Raw genomic sequence first — 20663 nt, 5'->3', positions numbered from 1 at the left:
GCATCTAACTTCTAAAATAGCTCAAAACTCAAAAGTCAAAACTACTGTTTCGCCGGCCAGGGAATCATGGGATCTTGAGCCAACCGCTTAGAAACTGCAATAGCACCGTAACGGTTGAGGTGGCTGGGGTCGGAAAAAGATTCCCGCGCCTGGGGCCACAGTAAACTATTATCTAGGAAAATTAGTCCGCTTTGGGCTGCTAATTCTTGCATATATTGCCGGAATTCTTGTTCGTAACCTGTCCGCACCGGGTCTAAATAATCTTCAGTCAGAGGCATATTCACAAACACGAGATTGATGTTGCGAACCTTGGTAAATTCGATCAAATTTTTGAGTGCTAGAGCTTGTTCGCCTATCAATTTAAAATTTTGATAGTCGGAGTCGTAATAACCAGATACTTTCGGGTGCTTCTGAAAGTAAGTCTCGGGATTGAAGCGGATATCGATCGGCAAAAAGCCATTTGGTTGAAACTCGCTGACGGGTTTACTCGCAGCAGTTGGCTGGGCATTTTCCGTTGTTTGTTCACCCAGGGCTGCAGTTTGGGGGCTGTCGGTTGCAGCAGGGGCTGATGGATTGACGAGCGATCGCAAAAACCCTTTGAGTCGATCGCGCTTTTTGTAAATTGCAGAACCCTCAACCAACTTTTTACTCACCAATTGCTGAACGTTAGCTTGAGTTTGTCCCAAATTGTTCACCAATTCAGTGGCAGTCGCCACCGGATTGTTGGCGCTTGCGTTCGATGTTTCGGCTTCTAATTGATTGGTGCGGATCAGAAAACTACCCCGGCTCAATTGCCTGTAACCTTCCGAAGAAGCGATCGCACTAAAAGTCAAATCCGGCCGCCCGCTGTTGAGAGCCCTCGCCCCGTCCGCCAACACCAGCAATTTCGGCAGTTGTTGCGGCGGCAAAATCCGGCGGATGAGCGAATCTACAACCTGGAGAGTAGCTCCATTAACCCCAAAATTGTAAGCCCTCAGCCCCGGGTAGCCCGAAGCTGCCAAAGCTGTTTCCAAAACCGCCGGGTCGATGCCCCGCAGCGCCCTCGAACTACCCACAATTAAAATATCCGGCGGTTTTTTGTGCAGGTGGATGTACTCTTGATAGCGCGCTATCTGCTCGTCAAGCTGCTGGCTCCTCAAAGTCGGGAACACCGCAGGAGCAGAAACATCAGCTACAGGAACGCTAGTATTTCCCGGTTTCGTAAACCCAGAGCCATTGAAAGCCTCTTGCTGGTTCGCCGACGGCGACGGCTGCAACGGAATTTGAGGCAAATTTACCTCATCAGCAGGGGGAACGGGGTTCGGGGTTTCCTTCGGAAGTGGGGCTGTAACGTCGTCCACATCCTTGGGAGAGGGATTTTGACAATTTGGGCCCTTACAAACTTCCGAGGCGCTAGGAGCTTGACTGACAGTCGCAGATTGCAGAAATAGACCGAGGAGCCAATCGGTATTGAAAGTCAGCAGACAGCCGGCGATCGCCCAAATCAAAGCCATGCCGGCCGCGCGATCGGCTCTCACGCCTCCCGGCGCAGCAGCATTCGTTGACAAACCATCGTTGGGAACAAACAAACCCGAAGCGACAAGCGGTTGCACCGCAGCTTGAACTAACTGCTCGCCCAGATTGTATCCGGGGAGTCTGATTTTGAAGCGGGGCCGCCAGGAGTTGGGCGCCGGAGCATCGAACACCAAATTGTCGCCCAAACCCGAAAAACTCCCATCCTCCGCCGGCGCAAACTCCGGTACCGGTTCCTTTTCCAACACAGCCAGTTGCGAGGGAGCAGGTGCGGGTGCCGCTGCTGATTCCTCGTCAACAGCCGTTCTGAGGTCAATTGCGTAGCGCCACAGCGGCACTTTCTGGCCCGCGCGGCGTCCGTAGACTCGCACCCCTGACACTCCCGGAATTTGTAACTGCCGCAAGAATTTAGCCACCGGCGGCCCGACCTTCGACTGAGAAGGACAAGTCAGAGCTTCAGTCATGACGTGCAGCACGTCGGCTTTTTGCAGCACGACCGCCCGAATCCCTCCTGTTTCCAGCTTGCGCCTGAGACTAGGGTTGAGCAACCTGTTCAATAAAAAAGTCAAAGCCAATTGGTCGCCCTCAGCAGCCAGCGTTCTGGTGCTGGCAGCCAAGTCGGGATGGTGGGCAGCAGGCAAGTCCACCCAGTCTATCCAGACCGGCGACTCGGGCGCTGCCTGAGAGTCCTTGGCTGGTTCTACGCCGTAGATAGTAGCTGCGCGGAGGCCTTGGGGCGCGAAGGAGGCTAACAAAGGGGCGATCGTGTCGGTGGTTTGCTGCTTGTCGGGGTATTCTTGCCGTTTAGTCTTTTGTCCTTTTTTGGCAGTTTTGCTGCAAAACAGGTGGAGGGTTGCTTCTTTGAGGGTGGCCCGCACTTCGACTCTCGATGCTGCCAAGTGTTGGTTTAGCAGTTTGGCGATCGCAGGTACGTCTCCCCACCTGGCCCATTCCTTGAGAATTTTGTCCGGCGAAGTCAAATCCACCCGCAGCACCCAGTCCGGCTTCGCTTCGCCGCTGACTTGGCTGCCGATTAATGCTTCCCCGAAATCCTCTAGTTGCAGTTTCCGCAGCCTGGCGGCGATAGGTTCTGCCAGCAAGGAAGGGTCGGGGCTGTAAGCTGACTCGCACAGCACCAGCAGCCGGCGTTCCTTGGGCTTGATATTTTCCGGCGCCTGAGCCGGCAGGTTTTCCCGGCTGCTTTTGAGTTCTTTTTCGCGAATGCTTACTTTCACCGAAACTCCCATCGGCCCGAGGATTTCGCTGAGATAGCTGGCGATCGCCTCTGGATAGCCCCGGCGCGCCAAAGTTTCCGGCGAAACCGTCAATGTTCCACCGCCATCGCCCTCGCCTGAGTCAGCTTCGGGGGATTGAATCAAAGCCACCGCGCCACGGTTCGCTTTCTGCTGCGGGGGAACGGCGGAACGGAAAACTTCCCGCGTCGCAGCACCCGAAGTGTCGATCGTCACGGCGGAAGTTTCAAAAACTTCTGGGTATGGAATCCGGGAGGCGACGGGCAGACTTTCGGCGTCAAAATCCAGTTCTTCCCGTACTTGCGGCGGGTGGGTCGATGTTTTTACAGCCTCTGGTGTCTGTTTGAGTTTGTGATTTTGATTCTTAAATTGGTCGAAAAATCCGCCTCTTTTAGGGCTGGCTGGCGGTTCGTCGGGGGAACTCGCTGGCGGCGGCACTTCGGCAACTTTTGGTTCCGGTTGCTGTGGCTGTGGCTGCTGCTGTCGCTGCGGACTGCTGCAATCGAGCCGGACTGTCCAGTCATTTTGTCGGGAACCGATTTTGCGACCGCACAGAAACAACTGGTAAATTTTAGGTCGATCGGGCAGCAGTCGCGTTAAATCAGTGTGTTCGAGCGCGTTGGTAAATCTCGCCGTCACCAATTCTTGAGACGGGCACTGCGCTGCTTCGCACAAAATGTGCAGGTGATTTCCCCGCAAACGCGCTTGTACTTGAACTTCGGGAAGCCCTAAAGCTTCCCCGGCCCACTGCGACGCGCTCGATCGATTGTCTGCCAATATGCTCCCGTTCGCATTCAACATGAAACTCTAAATTTTGCCAAAGCTGGTTTTGTTTTCTAGAAATAGCACAGTTACAGATTTTACAGACAATTATTTGATTTGCCGAGCCTAACCGTTTTGTCTGGTTTAAGCCATGCTGGACTTAGTGTCTTGCCTTGTATCCCCTCGGCTTCGGGCCGTTGGGGAATATTTTTTTGATAATACCTCGACATTTTGGCACAGATAGGTCCAACTTAAGCCAAGTAACAAGTTATTCGTCATTAGTCATATCGTTTCCGTTTGCATCCGAATAATAATTAGACCTCTCTCATAATTCTTGTGGAACAGGCATCCTGCCCGTTCAAGACAGGCTTTTGTGGAAATGTCTATTATTTTCCGACTGTAGTGCTGTGGTTTCGTCATGCTCCGCGGAGAGAGTCGCAGGATCGATATAATTCGGGGAGCATCCCGATTTTATACAAAGCGTTTTTTCCGAGTGCGAGCTTATGCTCTCGCGAGAAGATATTTATAGACTTGGCTGCGCGGGGACGATCGCTTGCAGGATATCATTCGGATATCACCGGATTTGATATCAGAAGTCATTAGTCAGAAAGCAGCGGTCAAGATGATTATTTGCCTTGTAAACTGAGGATTACGGATTGACACAGGAGGAATTTATGCCGTCGGAAAACCAAGACTTGCTCAAAACTAAAACACCTAACAGTCCAAAGTTGCCAGTTCCCTCAGACATTTTATTGAGCTTGGTCGCCTTACCCATGCTGGGCGGGTTGGTGGTGGCTAAAGCTGCTGCTGAGTTTGTTGCGTCGATCGGCGTTGAAAGCGAAGAAGTCTTTCGGGGTTCGCGCCTCCCCGTACTCAACTTTCCTCAATCACACGACTAGAAAGCCCAAGGAAGGATGCTGCAGCTAGAAGTTTAATTTTTTGACCCCGCCTAAAAACGGATACGGTGCCACGTACTCCTGTCGTGGAGAGATAAAAATTTTCCACTCTAGTGCAACTTCCCAGATTCATCTTTGGAGTAAATCTAAAATTGTTCGACTGAGCGCGACTCAACTGACCGCTCGCCGAACCTCTCAGGCTGAGCGTCTAAAATCTAAAATCGCAAGTCAACAGATATGAAAGCTTGACAATAGGTACAATCTGTGGCCTAAGAATTAATCTTTCCTTATACTTTGTACATAAGTGCCTTCTACTTTCTACGTTGCAAGAAGTTGTCTCAAATTTGACTGCAAACAAAAGTGTTTTAGGCGAAACTAAACCATACAATTTTCTTGACACCCGCAGCTATTGAGGAACAGCCCGATGAGTTCAGTCCTCCAGTCTTCAGAACAGGCTATTGATGCAACATCTATTTCCCATTCTCCCGCTTACTCAAAATCAGACCTGTTTCTGCGCAATCGCCTCAAAGTAGTAGAGGACTTGTGGGAATCGGTGCTGCGACAGGAGTGCGGGCAGGAATTGGTGGATTTGCTCCAACAAATGCGATCGGTCAATTCCGCTGAGGGACAAGCCACTCACTTTCGTGACTCGAATGTCGTACAGCTAATCGAAAAGCTCGACCTTAACGCCGCCATCCGCGCGGCTCGGGCTTTTGCACTGTATTTCCAGTTAATCAACATTGTCGAACAGCACTACGAACAGCGAGACCAACAGCTAGCTTACGCTAGCAGCAACGACGCTGGGGGGCGGATGTTTTCTAAGCTGCCAGGACAAGCAACGGATGCCCCCGATCGCCCGCGGCACAGGGAAGGCCCAAGCCCCACCCAAACAGCTCTGAGCAATGCAGACAGCAGCGAGACGATCGCCCGAGATGCCGGCACTTTTCACCAACTGTTCCCGATGCTGCTGCGCTTGAACGTGCCGAGCCAGCAAATTCAGCGCTTGATCGATCAGTTGGACATCCGCTTGGTATTTACCGCTCACCCGACGGAAATTGTCCGCCACACGATCCGCACCAAGCAGCGGCGGATGGCGAAGATTCTCCAACAGCTAGACCAAGTTGACGAGAAATTTCAGGTGATCGGGGCCGACTCTCCAAGCCCCTATCCGGTGTCTTGCTGGGAAGCGGCGGCTCTCCAAGAGCAACTGATGGAAGAAATTCGCCTCTGGTGGCGCACTGACGAACTGCACCAGTTCAAGCCGACTGTGCTTGACGAGGTGGAGTACACTCTGCACTACTTTGATGAAGTCTTGTTTGATGCAATTCCAGAACTCTACCACCGACTCAAGCAAGCGCTGCACGCTTCTTATCCTTACCTGAAACCGCCGAGTTACAATTTTTGCAAATTCGGTTCTTGGGTAGGTTCCGACAGAGACGGCAATCCTTCTGTGACTCCGAAAGTTACTTGGCAAACCGCTTGCTATCAGCGCCATTTGGTGCTGTGTAAGTACATCAACGCCGTGAAGCGGCTGAACGAACTTTTGAGTTTGTCGCTGCACTGGAGCGACGTGCTGCCGGAATTGCTGGAATCTCTCGATCGCGACAAATCGGAATTCCCGGAGGTTTACGAACAATGGGCAATCCGCTACCGCCAAGAACCTTATCGGTTGAAGCTGGCCTACGTGCTGCAGCGACTGGAAAATACGCGCGATCGCAATTGGCGGCTCTACAAAGGAGACGAGTTGCAGCGGGAGCGCGAAGCTTTGTCAGAAAATCCCGGAATGACCGGCCTTTATCGATCGGGCGCTGAGTTTTTGACCGAGCTGAAGCTCATCGAACGCAATTTAGTGGAAACAGGTTTGAGCTGTCGGGATTTGGAAAATCTGCTCTGCCAAGTAGAAATTTACGGATTTAATTTGGCTTACCTAGATATCCGCCAAGAGTCAACAGTACACTCCGACGCTTTGAGCGAAATTGCTGAATACTTGCAAATTTTGCCCAAGCCTTACAATCAAATGTCGGAAGGCGATCGAATTATTTGGCTGGCAACGGAACTGCAAACTCGCCGCCCTTTAATTCCAGCAGAATTGCCCTTTTCTCCCAAAACTTGCGAGACGATCAATACCTTCCGGATATTGCGGCAAATGCACCAGGAGTTTGGCCCGGAAATTTGCCAAACTTACGTCATCAGCATGAGCCACGATGTCAGCGATTTACTGGCGGTTTTGCTGTTAGCAAAAGAAGCCGGACTTTACGATCCGGCGACAGGAATTAGCAGCATTCAAGTAGTTCCCCTGTTTGAAACTGTGGAAGATTTGAAAAAAGCGCCGGAAGTAATGCAAAAAATCTTTGATCTGCCGCTTTATCGAGCTTTGCTAATAGGAGGATACGCGCAGGAAGTAGCGGAAAAAAGCGAAGAAAATATCCAATGTCCAATCGACACTCTCAAATTGCAAGAGGTGATGCTGGGCTATTCGGACAGCAATAAAGATTCTGGTTTCCTCAGCAGCAATTGGGAAATCCACAAAGCTCAAAAGGCTTTGCAAGTGGTTGCGGAAAAATACAATGTAGAGTTGCGGATTTTTCACGGCAGAGGCGGTTCTGTAGGACGCGGCGGCGGGCCTGCTTACAAGGCAATTTTGGCTCAGCCTGGAAAGAGTATTAGCGGGCGAATTAAGATTACCGAACAAGGCGAGGTTTTGGCTTCTAAATATTCTTTGCCCGAGTTGGCGCTTTACAATTTGGAAACTGTGGCGGCGGCGGTAATTCAAGCTAGTTTGCTGCACACTGGTTTCGATGGCATCGACCCTTGGAATGAGATTATGGAAGAGTTATCGGCGAGATCGCGATCGCACTACCGCCATTTAATCTACGAACAGCCGGATTTAGTTGATTTCTTCCACCAAGTTACCCCGATTCAAGAAATCAGCCAGTTGCAAATTAGTTCTCGCCCGGCCCGTCGCGGTGGCAAAAAAGACATCAGCGGTTTGCGAGCAATTCCGTGGGTGTTTAGCTGGACTCAAAGCCGCTTTTTGCTGCCTTCTTGGTACGGTGTCGGCACAGCTTTGCAAGAGTTTTTGCTGGAGGAACCGGAAGAACACATGAAACTTTTGCAGTATTTCTACTTGAAGTGGCCATTTTTTAGAATGGTAATTTCTAAGGTGGAAATGACTTTATCTAAGGTGGATTTGCAGATTGCAGAACATTACGTGCAGGAGTTAGCTTTGCCTGCTGATAAGGAGCGGTTTAAGGCTTTATTCGATCAAATTGCTGCCGAATTTCACTTGATTCGCGATTTGGTTTTAACGATTACTGGACACCAACGTTTGTTGGACGAAGATCCGGCATTGCAGCGATCGGTGCAGTTGCGAAATGCGACGATTGTGCCTTTGGGTTTGTTGCAGGTTTCGCTGCTGAAACGCTTGCGGCAGCACGGTAGTGGCGGGGTTCCGGGGGTGATTCACTCGCGTTACAGCAAGGGTGAATTGTTGCGGGGAGCTCTGCTGACGATTAATGGTATTGCTGCGGGGATGCGGAATACGGGCTAGGGAAATAGTTTTGAGTTTTGAATTCGTGGTGAGGTGCGCGTAGCGCACCTTGCTACTGGTAGTTTCAGAATTCAGGCGATCGCCCATTGTAGTCACAGCCATAGAAAACTGTTCGCTATCCTAGCTGAGATTTTTTATGTCTAAACGCAAACAGTCTGAAGGTTGTCGCCCGATGCTGCGGCGCACTTTTTTATTTTTAACGGGCATAGCTTTGGCGCGGGTTGCGGCTGACTATTTTGCGATCGCCCAAAACCGAGATATTTTCTTGACTCTCATGGGTCAACTGTGGCAAAAGTCACTCGCTTTTTTATCCAGTATACAATCCAATCAAACTCCTCAACCTCTGCCTAGTAATTCCATTCTAAAATCCGCGAAAACTCCTCAAACTCAGCCCAGCAATCCCATCGTTAAATCGCCGGAAACTCCTCAACCAAAGGCCGCGAATTCTCCTTTTGTGAAGTCTCAAACTCAAGTTATTAGACGTTCCGCTAATCAAGCAAAACCTGTACAACTCAGCAGTCAAAAGCTAGCTGGCGCAAGTTTTTATCTGACAACTATTGACCTCGCCGACCCAGAAATTTATATCACAATTGGGTTAGCTAATAATGCAGACTTTGCAAATACTTCAAAAGTAACGCGGGGTGACGAATCTTTTGAAAATATGGTGTCGCGTTACCGGGCTGCTGTTGTTGCTAACGGGACTTTTTTTGGTAAAGATGAGCAGAAATCTGTGCTGGGCAATATGGTGGCGGCGGGTAAGTTTCTCAAATACAGCCGATGGGAAAATTACGGCACGACTTTGGGGATTAAAGCGGGAAATCAATTGGAAATGGTGACGGCTAGAACTGAAGGTAAGCCGGATTGGAGTCAACATTGGTTTTCTCTGACTTGCGGGCCGAGATTGGTTAAAGGGGGGAAAGTTTGGCTGTCTCCTTTATCGGAAGGTTTTAAAGATTCTCATGTTTTGGGCGTGGGTTCGAGAACGGCGATCGGCTTTCCGGCTTCGAGAGATAAGTTATTTTTGGTGACTTTTTTTGACAGTTTGTCTTTGGAAGCAGAAGCTAAAGTTATGCAGGCGATCGGCTGTTTTGAAGCGATGAATTTGGACGGGGGCGCTTCGGTGGGTTTGGCTCATCAGGGGCAGATTTTATTGCCACCGGGCCGGAATTTGACGAATGTGCTGGTGGTTTACGATCGCGAAAATCCAGCGCCGGCTCAGTTAAAGGAGTCCTGGGAACGCTTTCAAAAGGGATCTCGACCTTCCCCCGATCCGTCCGTTTTTTTTGATTGATCTAGCAGAAGGAAGTTCGGCTTCCGTTGCACTGTACGGGATGTAACGGATGGAAGAAAGAAGTCCGATGGAAGTCGGAATCGAGGGAGCATGGCGATTTTGGGTAGTGCTCCCGAAGGAAGGATGAGAGAATTAGAGATAATGCTATAACCAGTGCTGGGGATACGTCCTTTCTGCCGCTAAATTATTAAAGATGACGGCGCACAAGACCAAGATTATTGAGCCCTCAAAAGCAGGTGTTAGCAAAAATTTCCAGTCTGGTTTGGTCATCATGACGACTAAGGCAACTGCTCCCGAAGGCGGATGTAGAGTTCTGGTAATCTGCATAATTCCGATCGCACTAGAAACAGCCATTCCCATCGCCCAGGGAGAAGAACCGAGAAAATGCACAATCATTAAACTGGTGAGAGCAGCTAAGAAATTGCCCCCAATGACATTCCGGGGTTGAGCCAAAGGGCTGTCAGGGACACCAAATATCAGAACGCTTGTAGCGCCAAACGGAGCCATTAGTAAAGGAGTATTAGTTTTTAGAGCAAGATAGGACGTTGCAGTAATTGCCAAAAAACTGCCAATCAAACTCCAAAAAATATGCCGAGGATGAGGTCTGTCTATTGGGCAGGTCAATGGACACGAGCGCCATCTCCCAAAGGTTTTAAACCAATAACTTTCCCATTTTAGTTGAATTTTTTTACTGTCAATCATAAATCAGGTTACTTGATAACCAGGCTTCTTAAATTGTCTGAACTAGCCTCCGGTAAAGTTAAGATATCATAACAATTGCTCAAAAAGTAGCTAAAGGCACAGATTTTTTACTTCTATGCCACTCAAGCAGCAGCTAACCACTCGCTTGGAACCCACTAGCAAGTTTGGTCGGTTTTGCAACCGACTTTATCGGCAGTCGCACAACTTCACCGTTAGCCGTCAGAGTTATTGATGAGGGTAAAGCCAGAGGTTACTTGTAAGGTGCGATGCCCAGTAAGCATAAATTGAAAGATCGCACCCACACTTTGGATAAGTCTCTAGGTCAGAATGCGATCGCCGTTTTCTGGTTAGTGCGATCTTCTCGCTCGCACTCGGATCTCATTACGAACTTAATCTTCGTTACGGAGAGTTTTGCCACTCGGCGGTAAGCTTGCGGAAATTGTATTGAGACGCGCCGGGGTGACAAGTAACGCAACTGCTGATATTTGCGGGTTGTGGCAGTTTTACTTTGGGGTGCAGTGCTTTGAAATAGCGAGAACTGGCGACTCGGTAGGCGAGTTCTTCGTCTTTTGCTTGGGGACGGGAAAAAGTTTGCAGGTAGTTCCAGACTAGCAGGCGGGGCGGGTCTACTAGCAGTTGGATGGTTTGTCCGTAGTGTTGGGAATCTTGCAGCAAGCGGCGCCAAGTTTCTGTAGGTAATACTTGCGGCGGTAAAGCGATGTGACAGGTGGCGCAGTTTTCTAGGTACAGTTGCTGTCCGAGTTGGTAGCGTTCGGGAATGCGATCGACCGTACCAGTATCCTCGATCGAAGACACCTGAGCAAGTCGCGCGGGAGTGCGAGAGTAGGCAGTCTGAGCTGCAACCCATCCGCCACAGGTACAGCAGATAATTATCAACACTAGCAACGTTGAGTAAAGCCCCCGCAAGCCTACTCTGCGACGTTTGCGGGGTTTTTCCTGTTTCATAATTCTGAATTTATTTTTGGTTAAATCACTGGTATGCTCATGCCTTCGCGGGCTAAGCAGGCATTGGCGAACGTTGCCTGCACCTCTGCTTCGACTCGATCGAGAAAATTGTCGTCGTGGCCCGGATCGTGGTGAAACATCACGATTTTTTTGACTCCAGCAGCTTTCGCTATTTCTACTCCTGCTTGCCAAGTCGAGTGTCCCCAGCCGACTTTCGGGGTTTTGAAGTTGTAATACTCTTCGTTGGTGTAGTTGGCGTCGTAAATCAGCACGTCGGCGTTGCGAGCTAGGTGTACCACGTTGTCGTCGAGGCGATCGGGAAAATGTTCTGTATCGGTGCAGTAGACGGCCGTGTGTCCCTCCCAGGTGACTCGATATCCGATCGCCGTATTAGGATGGTTGAGCAGTGCTGTTTCTATTTTCACATCGTCGAGTTCGAGAATATCCCCAGGCGTCAAATCGTTGAATTTGAGGTCTGACTGCATCACTTGGATGGGGACGGGAAAATTGGGGTGCACCATTTGGTCGGCAAGACGGTGTTTGATGGTAGTGCCGTTGGGGGCGATCGCACCGTAAATGTGAAAGCAGTTCCCCGGGATAAAGGCGGGAGTAAAAAACGGAAACCCTTGAATGTGATCCCAGTGAGTATGACTAAAAAACATATGGGCTTCCACTGGCATTTGCCGCAGCAAGTTTAGACCCAGAACTCGCAGGCCCGTACCGCCGTCAAAGATCAGGCGTTTTTTACCCAAGCGCATTTCTACACAGGAGGTGTTACCTCCGTAGCGAAGTGTTTTGGTGCCGGGGGTGGCTATGCTGCCCCGCACGCCCCAAAACTGAACGACAAACTCGGTCAAAGGACTATTTTCCATTGTGGCTTTGCGATCGGAAGGCTGTGGATTGGGTAGAGAGGGTGCGGAATCTGGCATTTTTTTTAGTTTTGGCGGCAGGAACTTGGGAGTTGAAATCTTAGTTTTTACTTTTTAGTTTTTACTTTTTAGCAATCTGTACTATAATCAAGCGCTTTATCGGGAAACCATCCGAGTGCCGAACACTTGGGCTGTTAGAATTCTCAACCTTACGGGTTGGTGTAGGAGATGTCACGCTTGAGAGATTATTTTTTGCATCATGCGGGCTGCCCGGCGTGTTCTGTGTTCTGAGATTAAGATAGCGCCGATCTATCTAAGTGTTAGGGTAAAATTTCCTCAAACGTAGAACGCATTCCCCAGGGGTATAATTTGCGCTTAATCTTACTCTAGGAGTAGTATTTTTTTCAAGATTGGGGCTGGGGCTGGGTTTTGAGGAATGCCGTTCCGGTGACTCGGCATTCACGACTGATTTGACCTTCTAGCTACCCGTTCCTCGACTGCATCCTTAGACTGGCAGCGGTTGCCTTAAGTTCGGCCTCCTGAGTTTTTAGTCGGGTTGCAGTCGAGGAGTGCGGGCTAGGGGCTTATTTGCGATCGGCTGCGATGCACTTTTCCACTAAGGCCATGACTTGATCGACATCTTGCCAACCCTGAATTTCCGTGACTTTTTTCTCCAAATTTTTGTAGGTTCTAAAAAATTCGGCAATTTCGTCCAAGCGGTGGGGGGCTACGTCTTTGAGGGACTTATAGTGAGCGTAGCGCGGGTCTTTGTCGGGAACGCACAGGAGTTTTTCGTCCCTGTCGCCTCCATCGATCATTTCCAGCATTCCGATCGGACGGGCTGCGATTATGCACCCTGGAAATGTGGGCTCATCCATCATCACCATGCCGTCGAGGGGGTCGCCATCATCGGCTAAGGTATTGGGTATGAAGCCGTAGTCGCACGGATATTGGACTGAGGAAGAAAGCACCCGATCGAGAGCAAAGGCTTGCAAGTCTTTATCAAATTCGTACTTGTTTTTGCTACCGGCGGTAATTTCGATGAGGACGTTGAGCAGTCCTGGTTTCGGCTGTGCCGGAATTAGCGATAAGTCCACAACAATATCTCCAAGTTAACAGATGATTGGGATGAGTGCTACTTGCCAAATCCCTTTGATAGCATTTTACGGGCGATCGGGGCCGACGGTTGCATGAGATTGACCGAAAGCCGACGAGTGCGATCGGGGTTACACAATTTGAGGATGAGGCTTGTGGGGTGTCCCACCTGCTGTGAAAATACACCGGAGGGGCGGGACGCATCCCACAGTTTGAGGGCGCAATGCTTTGTTTTTGTCGTGGGGAGATATTTTCATATCTACCATATAATCACTCCACCGTCTTTCAAAGTTCTTTTAATTTTCAATCCCAACCACTGGCTGAGTTCTGTTGCTAACCATTCGATTTCTGATTCACTTAGTCTCTGCTTCACTCCTAGTCGATATTTTTGGTGGCCGGCTTGAATAATCATCTGAGAAACTCGGCGTAATTTTTGTTGCGTGCCGCACCTAGTATATTCAATTTCTTTAATTTCCCACTGGCAAATGTCTTGTCTGGGAGCTGGTCGGGAATGATTCCATCTCAACCCTAGCAGATGCCAGCTATAGGAAATTTGCGGCCGATCGATTCTGAGACGCATTTCCCGAAATAGTGCAAATAAAAACATTACTCCTACCGCACCTAAGAAAGTTCCTGATATTATTATAAATAATTGGTGATTTATCGCTAACTGAGCGGTAAAAAAATTCCTCTCTATAAATGAGGTATTACTCGCCGCTACCGCAGCCGAAAGCAGGGTAATTAAACCAAAAGTGATTCCTTGTGGCGGAATTACAATTTCTATAAACTCATAATTTTTTGTTAGTTTAATATCGCTGCCTGGTGGCTGTACTGTCCTAAGACTTTTGTCTATCGGGCGGGGACTTTTGAGTGCTCGCAATGCTTCCCCAGCCGAAGATAACCGTTTGTCCCAACTCGGTTCTGTCATCCACTCCAGCCAATCAATTAAATCTGGGTTGAGCTGCGTTACCCGATCGGCAAACTGAATTTTCAAATCCTGCTGCGACAGTTCGGTGGGATGCAAACCCGTTACCAAATAAATTAAAGTTGCACCTAAACCGTAGAGGTCAGAAGCCGGAACCGAGCGCCCGCCAAATTGTTCCGGCGCCATATATCCATAAGTTCCCACTACTGTAATTGTCCCACCAAGTTTTGCAGCTTGGTTCTGCACCGAACCAAAATCAACTAAATAAACTTGTCCGACCGAGTGACCGGCTCTGCTGTGCAGTAAAATATTGCTGGGTTTAAGATCGCGGTGAATAACAGGCGGATTTTGCTCGTGCAAATAAATCAAAATTTCTAACAGCGATTTAGCTAATTCTTTCACCTCGCTTTCGCTAAAAGTACGCCCCGATCGCAAATGGTCTTCCAAAGTTTTCCCCTCTACATAAGTCTGTACCAGGGCAAATCCTTTGCTGTCTGGTTCGTCAATTTCCAGGTAGTCGAGGTAGCGAGGAATTGCTGGGTGATCGAGTGCTTTTAAAGTTTCCGCTTCCCGTTCAAATAGCTTGAGGTCTTGCCATTCAAAATCGCTGCCGAGGAATAGCTGTTTGATGACAACTAATTTTTGAGTTTGCAAATCACGAGCTAGCAGCGTTTGGCGACCAGTTTGTTTTCCCAGTTGTCGCTGTACTTCGTAGCGTTCTGCTAATACTTTGCCACTCATCTTTTTTTACCTTAATTTTAACTTGAGGTTATCATTGGGGTCCCGAAACCGGGTTTTTTAGCGAGTTTTGCGGTTGCAATGAAGTATTTTCGTAAAAACCCGGTTTCTTTGGTGGGAGTGCGTAAGTCCTATCTAAATTTTAGATTACAGTTCGCTTGCTTTTTGATACCACCGGGCAATAGACTTGCTACTTGCACCCATTGACAGTCCTGCAATTAGCGACGGTGCAAGCACAAAGATAATATACTCGCTGGAAGAGATAATATGATTACCGTTATCGTGGCTCACATAGATCTGCGCCATTGGCTGAAAGAAAACGATGGTTGTCCAGGTGCAGAGTCCAAAACTAATTGCAGTTAAAACCTGTCGGTGAAGTTTGGGATTAGTTAGGGGAAAAAACCACAAGCGCGTGACGATTCCTACGATTATTCCGTTCCCCACCCCCAGCAGCAAGCCGAGAACAAGACCGATACATGCTCCGACAATTGTCCCCAGTACCGGAATAATAAAGGTGCTGTAAATTGCTGCACAAGCTGCTACAGCTAGGGTTCCCATCCCAAAGCTGCGGTCGATCGCATTGTCGAACAAGCTAAAGGTAGTCACGGTTTTTCCCTGTCTCAATGTCTGGGAATATTTATTTATTTGCTGCGGTTTTTCTAGAACTTCTTTTGCCATCTGAACTGAGGCGGGACGGCGCTCTAAACTGGGATGTGTCATCCACTTCAGCCAATTGGTAAAACCGGGACTCAGTTGGGTAAATTGCTCGAATTCGATCTGCAAATCTTGTTGCGGTAAATCGGCAGGATGCTGCTTGGTAATTAAGGCGATTAATGTTGCTCCCAAGCCGTACAAGTCGGAAGCGGGAACCGCCCTCCCGCCAAATTGTTCGGGCGGCATATAGCCGTAGGTTCCGACAACGGTGACTGTTTTTCCCTGTTGCGTGGCTAGGGTTTGAACTGCACCGAAATCGACTAGGTAGACTTCGCCGACGCTGTTACCCGATCGATTTTTGAGTAAAATATTGCTGGGTTTAATGTCGCGGTGAATCACCGGGGGCTGTCGCTGGTGCAGGTATGCGAGGATGTCTAATAATGCTGTGGCTAATTGTTTGACTTCGCTTTCGCTGAAGGTGCGGCCGTCTGAGAGATATTCTTGTAGGGATTTGGCTTCGATGTAACTCTGAACTAGGGCGAATCCTTTGCGGTTGGGCGTGTCGATTTCAAAGGAGTCTAGATATCGGGGAATTGCGGGATGGGATAGGGATTTTAAGGTTTCGACTTCTCGCTCAAACAGTTTTAAGTCTTCCCAGTTAAAGTCGCTGCTGAATGAGAGAAGTTTGACTACTACTTGCTGTTGGGTTTTTAAGTCGCGGGCGAGTAAAGTTTGCCGTCCTGCTTGCTTGCCGAGCCGCCGATCGCACTGATAGCGATCGGCTAATATTTCTTTTGACAAATCGCCGATGTTTTGTCCGCTCATGTTCTCTTGCCCTAGAACCGATTAAACCTAGTGTAGTTGACAAAAGCGCAATAATCGGAAATGTTCGGGCTACGGCAAAAAAAATTTTATGTCAAAGAGCAACTGCCTTTAAGAGCCAGCGATCGCGCACCATAAAGATGCCCCTGAGTTAAGCTTGAATTTAATTTTGGATTTGCTTGTAAATTGACTGCACTACGTCGAGCAGGCTCAAGACTTGCTGCCATTCGGGAGCATCGGGCTTGTAGCTTTTGGCGCGCTGAGTTTTCAAACTGTGGTGCAAGAGGGAAAGCAGCGCGTCTGGAGACTGTAAGGAATTTTCATCTTCATCTGTTGGGGTTCCGGCTGCATTTTCTTCGATGTCTTCTTTAATTTTTTGTGCTCTATCGGCGAGGGCTAAAGATCTGCCTGCAAGGTTTTCCGGCATTTTTGGCTGTTCCGACAAAGACGCGCTGGTTAGTTCTACCAATAGTTGACAGACTCGATCGACCCATTCGCGATCGTTTACTGAAAAGGAACCAGATTTGAACACTTGCCCGTCAGGTCTTTGCTGAATGCTTTGTACCTTCTGGATCAGAGGGATAGCCTTAACAGTGATGTTTTCCGGGATTCTGGGGATATCTGACAAGGAGCTCCGAGCAATCTCCAGCAATAGTTGGTAAACCTGATCTACCCACTCAACATCTCCCGATTGCGAATTCCAATTATTCATAACTGACGCTAGTGGTTTTCTATATCTAAGACTAGAACATTGACTATCTGCGAAGGAAGCTCTTTTTAGGAGCCACTAACGCTATTAAGACTTACGCGGGCGGGGTGAGAAACCCGGTTTTTGAGCGGATGTTTCGTCGCCTTTCTCCAAGATTTTTCTCAGAAACCTGGTAACGCTGCCGCCCGTCATAACTATTTTTAAGCGCTTCAAATAATAGAAGTGCTAAGTTTGTTGCGGTAGGTAGTGCGAACGAAACACCTAGGGCGAAACCCCGGCATCTCGCTTGCAAATTCAAATCCGGTTATATAACCATAATACCTGTTGGAGCTTATTTACAATTACCTCAATAGGATATTCAGGTTAATAGGTGGTGGGGTGGGAGGCGCACCCCCCGATCGCGATTGCCCCACCCGGAACCCTGGCGCCACCGCGAGGATTTGCTGTGGGCTACTGCTATTTTTCTGTGAGATTCCACACACCATCCCAGTTGAGTACATCTGAAAACGCATGCTGAAATAACATACAGCGATCGACGTGCAATTTAGCTGCCTTGTTTTTCGGGTCAACATCCAGAACGGCCTTAAATTCGCCTTCAGCGTCTGTAAAGGCTTGCTTGGCTTTTGGTTCTAAGGCTTTCTTAAACTCGCTCAGCAGTTTTTTCACCCGATCGAGTCCCAGGTTTTCAAATTCCTCATCTAACATTTCTGCAACTGTCTCGCAGGCCCGACTTTTAATTTTCGCCTGCAATAGCTGCCTGATCTCTGCGGGTTTCAGCCTCTTGATTTGGGGATTTGATGGTTGTAAGATGTCTGCTTCCAAGAGCTTTTTGACTTCGCCTTCTTGCAAGTATTTAATATCGTCTGCTGATAGCGGCTTGATTTTTGCTTGCAGCAGCATTTTGGCTTCGTCTTCCGAGAGGTTTTTAATTCCTTCCAATTTCAGCAGTTGGATTTCTGTCTGCAACAGTACGATGAGTTTGTCGGCTTCTGACAGGTTTTTCGGATCGTACTCTGACAGCTTTTTCAGTTGATATAACAGCTTCCTTAGTTCGTGTTCCAACTGTTGCTCTAGATTGTAGGACAGTTTCTTAATCTCTGCCTCCGGCATTTCGGCGACATCCTTTAAGATGTTTTTCACCTCACTTTCTGAGAGTCTTTGGCTGACTGGAGTTTTGTAATGTTCGCGCCCCTTGGTGTAATGTTCTACAATTTTTTGCTGTGTTTCGGTTAGTGACTTGCCCACTGGCGAGTATCCCTCGCGGATGCCGATGAGTTCGTAAACGATTACGGGTTCGCTTTTGCCTTTGACAGTAATAAAGTCGAGTTCTCGCACGTACAGCCGATCGGCATAATCTCTGTAAGTATTGTCGCTGATGATCAAGTCGGTGCCGTACTGCTTGCTGGCGCCTTCTAAGCGAGAGGCGAGGTTTACGCCGTCTCCGATCGAAGTCAATTCCATGCGTTTGCTACTGCCGATGTTGCCGCTGACAACTTCATCGGAATGGACGCCCATACCGATGCCGATCGGCAATTCCCCATGTGCCATGCGCTCTTGATTGAACTCTGCCAGTTTTTCCCGCATTTTCACTGCGGTTTGCATGGCGCACCAAGCATGATCCTCTAGGGGCGCTGGAGAGCCAAAAACTGCCATCAGAGCGTCGCCGATGTATTTGTCGAGAGTCCCTCCGTACTCGAATACGACATCTACCATCACTTCAAAATATTTGTTTAGCATCACTACCACTTCTTCGGCTTGCAATTTTTCCGTAAGTGTGGTATAGCTGCGAATGTCTGAGAACAGCACCGAAACGTTTTTGCGCTTACCGCCCAATCCAATATCCCCTGAAGCTAACAAAGCTTCGGCTACTTCAGGCGTCATGTAACGGTACATCAAGTTCTTGACTTGCTTGGCCTCGCTAATATCTTCCATGACGACTAACGCGCCGTTGACCTTGCTGGGGTCGATCGCATCCGTCATAGAATTTATCGAGAGATTGATACTCTGCGGTTTCCCTACACAGGATACCAAAACTTGATCGGGGTAATACTGCTGGCGATCCTTATCGTCTTCGGGAGACAAAGACGCATCAAACCACTTAGCAAAATCGCCTTTTTCTAACTTAATTAACTCGCGCAAAGATTGACCTTCGGCTAATTCGGCATCGCTGACACCCAGTAATTTTGTGGCACTGGGATTTGTCGCTACTATATGGCCTTTTTTATCTGTAGAAATCACGCCGTTAGTCAGGGCGTGCAGCATATCTTTTTGTCTTTGTTCTTGCTGTTTGACTTCTGCAAACAGTTTGGCGTTTTGCAGGGCGACTCCTGCTTGGATATTAAACGCCTTCATAAATTCCATGTCGCTGCGATTGAAACTCGCTTTCCATTGTTCTGGGGCTTGTGGCCAGTTTTCGGGGTTGTAGGGGGGAAATTCTCCTTGTTTTTTTTTGTTCATTAATTGAGTAACTGCGATCAATTTGTGATCTGCATTAAAGACTGGCATACAGAGCATACTGCAAGTACGGTAGCCAGTTTTTGGATCCACTTCTTTGGCCATTTCAGCGCGAGGATCGTCGTACACGTCAAAGGGAATCAACAGCGGTTCGCCGGATTCGGCCACGATGCCTGCAAAACCTGCTGTTCTGGGTATGCGAAGTTCTTTCAAGCTGCCGGCGAACGGGATTTTCGTCCACAGTTCGTCTTTCTCTTCATCGATCAGCCACAGCGTGCTGCGATCGGCGTTCATGAGTTCTTGGGCCTGATCCATCACCCTTTTTAGGGTATCTTCTAAGTCTAAACCGCTCTGAGAAAGAGCGTTGACGGCGTTCATCAGCGCTGTCGCGGCCCGTTGTCTTTGAGTTGCTGCGTAGAAAGATTTAGAAGACTCTAGAATTAGGCGAATCGACGGGGCAAATTCTCGAAAAACTTGTTCGTCTTCTTGAGTAAATCCTGCCTTGTCAATCTGTGATTCTAAAGTACCATAATGTTGGTGGTTGGGTTTGAGTTTATTAATCAGTTGAACTACTGCTACTAACTCTCCTGTTTCTTCGTTGAGCAGGGGCATCGCCAGCATTGTATAAGTGCGATATCCATTTTTTTCGTCAAATTTTTGGGCGTTAGCCGATCGGGGGTCGTTATAAAAATCATAAGGAATGTTCACCACTTTTTTTTCCGTGGCTACTTCTCCCGCAATGCCCACATGGGCGGGAACTCGGATCTCTAGACTTTTGCCATTTTCGTCTTTAGCGACGATCGCCCAGAGTTCATTTTTTTCGTCGTCTAATAAATATATCGTGCTGCGATCGGCATTTAGCAATTCCCCGGTTTTGAGGGTAATCGACTGCAACATTTCGTTAAGGATGGCGTCGAATCCCTGCGCGTCAAGAATATTGTCCAGCATTCCCAGGGTTTGATTGACAACCTTAAGTTTCTCTTCTACTTCCTTAACTACTTCTGTAAAGCTTTCCTTATTTAGGAGATCGAGAACACCGGATAATCCTGGACTTTTGGCAAGGGCGCTACTGCTAGAGGAAGGCTGAGAATATTTTTCCTGATGGTTTTCACTGACAACAGTAAAATCATGGTTTTCACTGACAACAGTGGCCTCTACTGTCACTGTCGTGTTGTTTTCCATAGCTGGCAGATTGGGAGATGCAGATTTCATAGACCTTTACAGAATCTTAAGCGTAAGGGTTAGTCTCTAAGCTAGGAGAGCGGGCAAGTTCATTAGTGAGTCACCTGTCGCACAAAACTCAATTATGTGTGAAAGTATTTCCCAGTTTACAGAACTCCGGCCACAGGCCAAGGGAAATTCAGTTGGCCTTGCTGCTGAACGGAGGGTGGGAGAGTAACGAGGCTATGGGAGTGCTGCAATCTTTTTAGAGATCGCGAATGTTGTTTAAATGGTTTATTAACTG

General features: G+C 48.5%; 12 protein-coding genes. 3 read left to right on the top strand and 9 right to left on the bottom strand.

Translation table 11 applies throughout. The features are described from left to right. Positions 1 to 41: 41 nt before the first annotated feature. Positions 42 to 3566: a hypothetical protein gene (locus QUA62_RS05265; protein ID WP_333402801.1), complete on the bottom strand. Its 3525-nt coding sequence runs from the start codon at positions 3564 to 3566 to the stop codon at positions 42 to 44. A 617-nt stretch (positions 3567 to 4183) separates the two neighbouring features. Here QUA62_RS05265 and QUA62_RS05260 point away from each other — a divergent pair. The 3 genes from QUA62_RS05260 to QUA62_RS05250 all read left to right on the top strand — a co-directional run bounded on the left by QUA62_RS05260 (position 4184) and on the right by QUA62_RS05250 (position 9264). Beyond that, on the top strand, positions 4184 to 4426 hold the full coding sequence (locus tag QUA62_RS05260; RefSeq protein WP_333402800.1) for a hypothetical protein: 243 nt from the start codon (positions 4184 to 4186) through the stop codon (positions 4424 to 4426). Positions 4427 to 4847: 421 nt separating this feature from the next. Next, a complete protein-coding gene (ppc, locus tag QUA62_RS05255) occupies positions 4848 to 7973 on the top strand; it encodes a phosphoenolpyruvate carboxylase (protein WP_333402799.1) in 3126 nt (1041 codons plus the stop codon). A gap of 136 nt (positions 7974 to 8109) precedes the next feature. Continuing rightward, positions 8110 to 9264 carry a phosphodiester glycosidase family protein gene (locus tag QUA62_RS05250; protein WP_333402798.1) on the top strand — a complete coding sequence of 385 codons (1155 nt, stop codon included), beginning with the start codon at positions 8110 to 8112 and terminating at the stop codon, positions 9262 to 9264. A gap of 144 nt (positions 9265 to 9408) precedes the next feature. Here the strand turns inward: QUA62_RS05250 and QUA62_RS05245 are convergent, their stop codons facing one another. From QUA62_RS05245 to QUA62_RS05210, 8 genes are all read right to left on the bottom strand, one after another. After that, on the bottom strand, positions 9409 to 9966 hold the full coding sequence (locus tag QUA62_RS05245) for an HPP family protein (protein WP_445301640.1): 558 nt from the start codon (positions 9964 to 9966) through the stop codon (positions 9409 to 9411). 399 nt (positions 9967 to 10365) lie between these two features. Next, a complete protein-coding gene (locus QUA62_RS05240; RefSeq protein WP_333216029.1) occupies positions 10366 to 10932 on the bottom strand; it encodes a diheme cytochrome C in 567 nt (188 codons plus the stop codon). A 20-nt stretch (positions 10933 to 10952) separates the two neighbouring features. Then, complete coding sequence (locus QUA62_RS05235; protein ID WP_333402794.1) at positions 10953 to 11861, bottom strand: MBL fold metallo-hydrolase; 909 nt, start codon at positions 11859 to 11861, stop codon at positions 10953 to 10955. A gap of 524 nt (positions 11862 to 12385) precedes the next feature. Further along, entirely contained in the window at positions 12386 to 12898 is a 513-nt protein-coding gene (locus QUA62_RS05230; protein ID WP_333283632.1) for an inorganic diphosphatase, read from the bottom strand. Between the two features lie 257 nt (positions 12899 to 13155). Then, positions 13156 to 14562, bottom strand: a complete 1407-nt coding sequence (locus QUA62_RS05225; RefSeq protein ID WP_333402792.1) for a serine/threonine-protein kinase — start codon at positions 14560 to 14562, stop codon at positions 13156 to 13158. 144 nt (positions 14563 to 14706) lie between these two features. Beyond that, entirely contained in the window at positions 14707 to 16038 is a 1332-nt protein-coding gene (locus QUA62_RS05220; RefSeq protein ID WP_333402791.1) for a serine/threonine-protein kinase, read from the bottom strand. Between the two features lie 160 nt (positions 16039 to 16198). Next, positions 16199 to 16747 (bottom strand): inorganic pyrophosphatase, encoded by a 549-nt coding sequence (locus QUA62_RS05215; RefSeq protein WP_333402790.1) that lies wholly within the window; start codon positions 16745 to 16747, stop codon positions 16199 to 16201. 453 nt (positions 16748 to 17200) lie between these two features. Next, on the bottom strand, positions 17201 to 20410 hold the full coding sequence (locus QUA62_RS05210; protein WP_333216018.1) for a GAF domain-containing protein: 3210 nt from the start codon (positions 20408 to 20410) through the stop codon (positions 17201 to 17203). Positions 20411 to 20663 lie beyond the last annotated feature (253 nt).

It is taken from the genome of Microcoleus sp. MON1_C1, from assembly GCF_036701945.1.
Classification (GTDB): domain Bacteria; phylum Cyanobacteriota; class Cyanobacteriia; order Cyanobacteriales; family Microcoleaceae; genus Microcoleus.
Note: the sequence above shows the minus strand (reverse complement) of the source record. Positions and strands in the feature narration are given on the sequence as shown.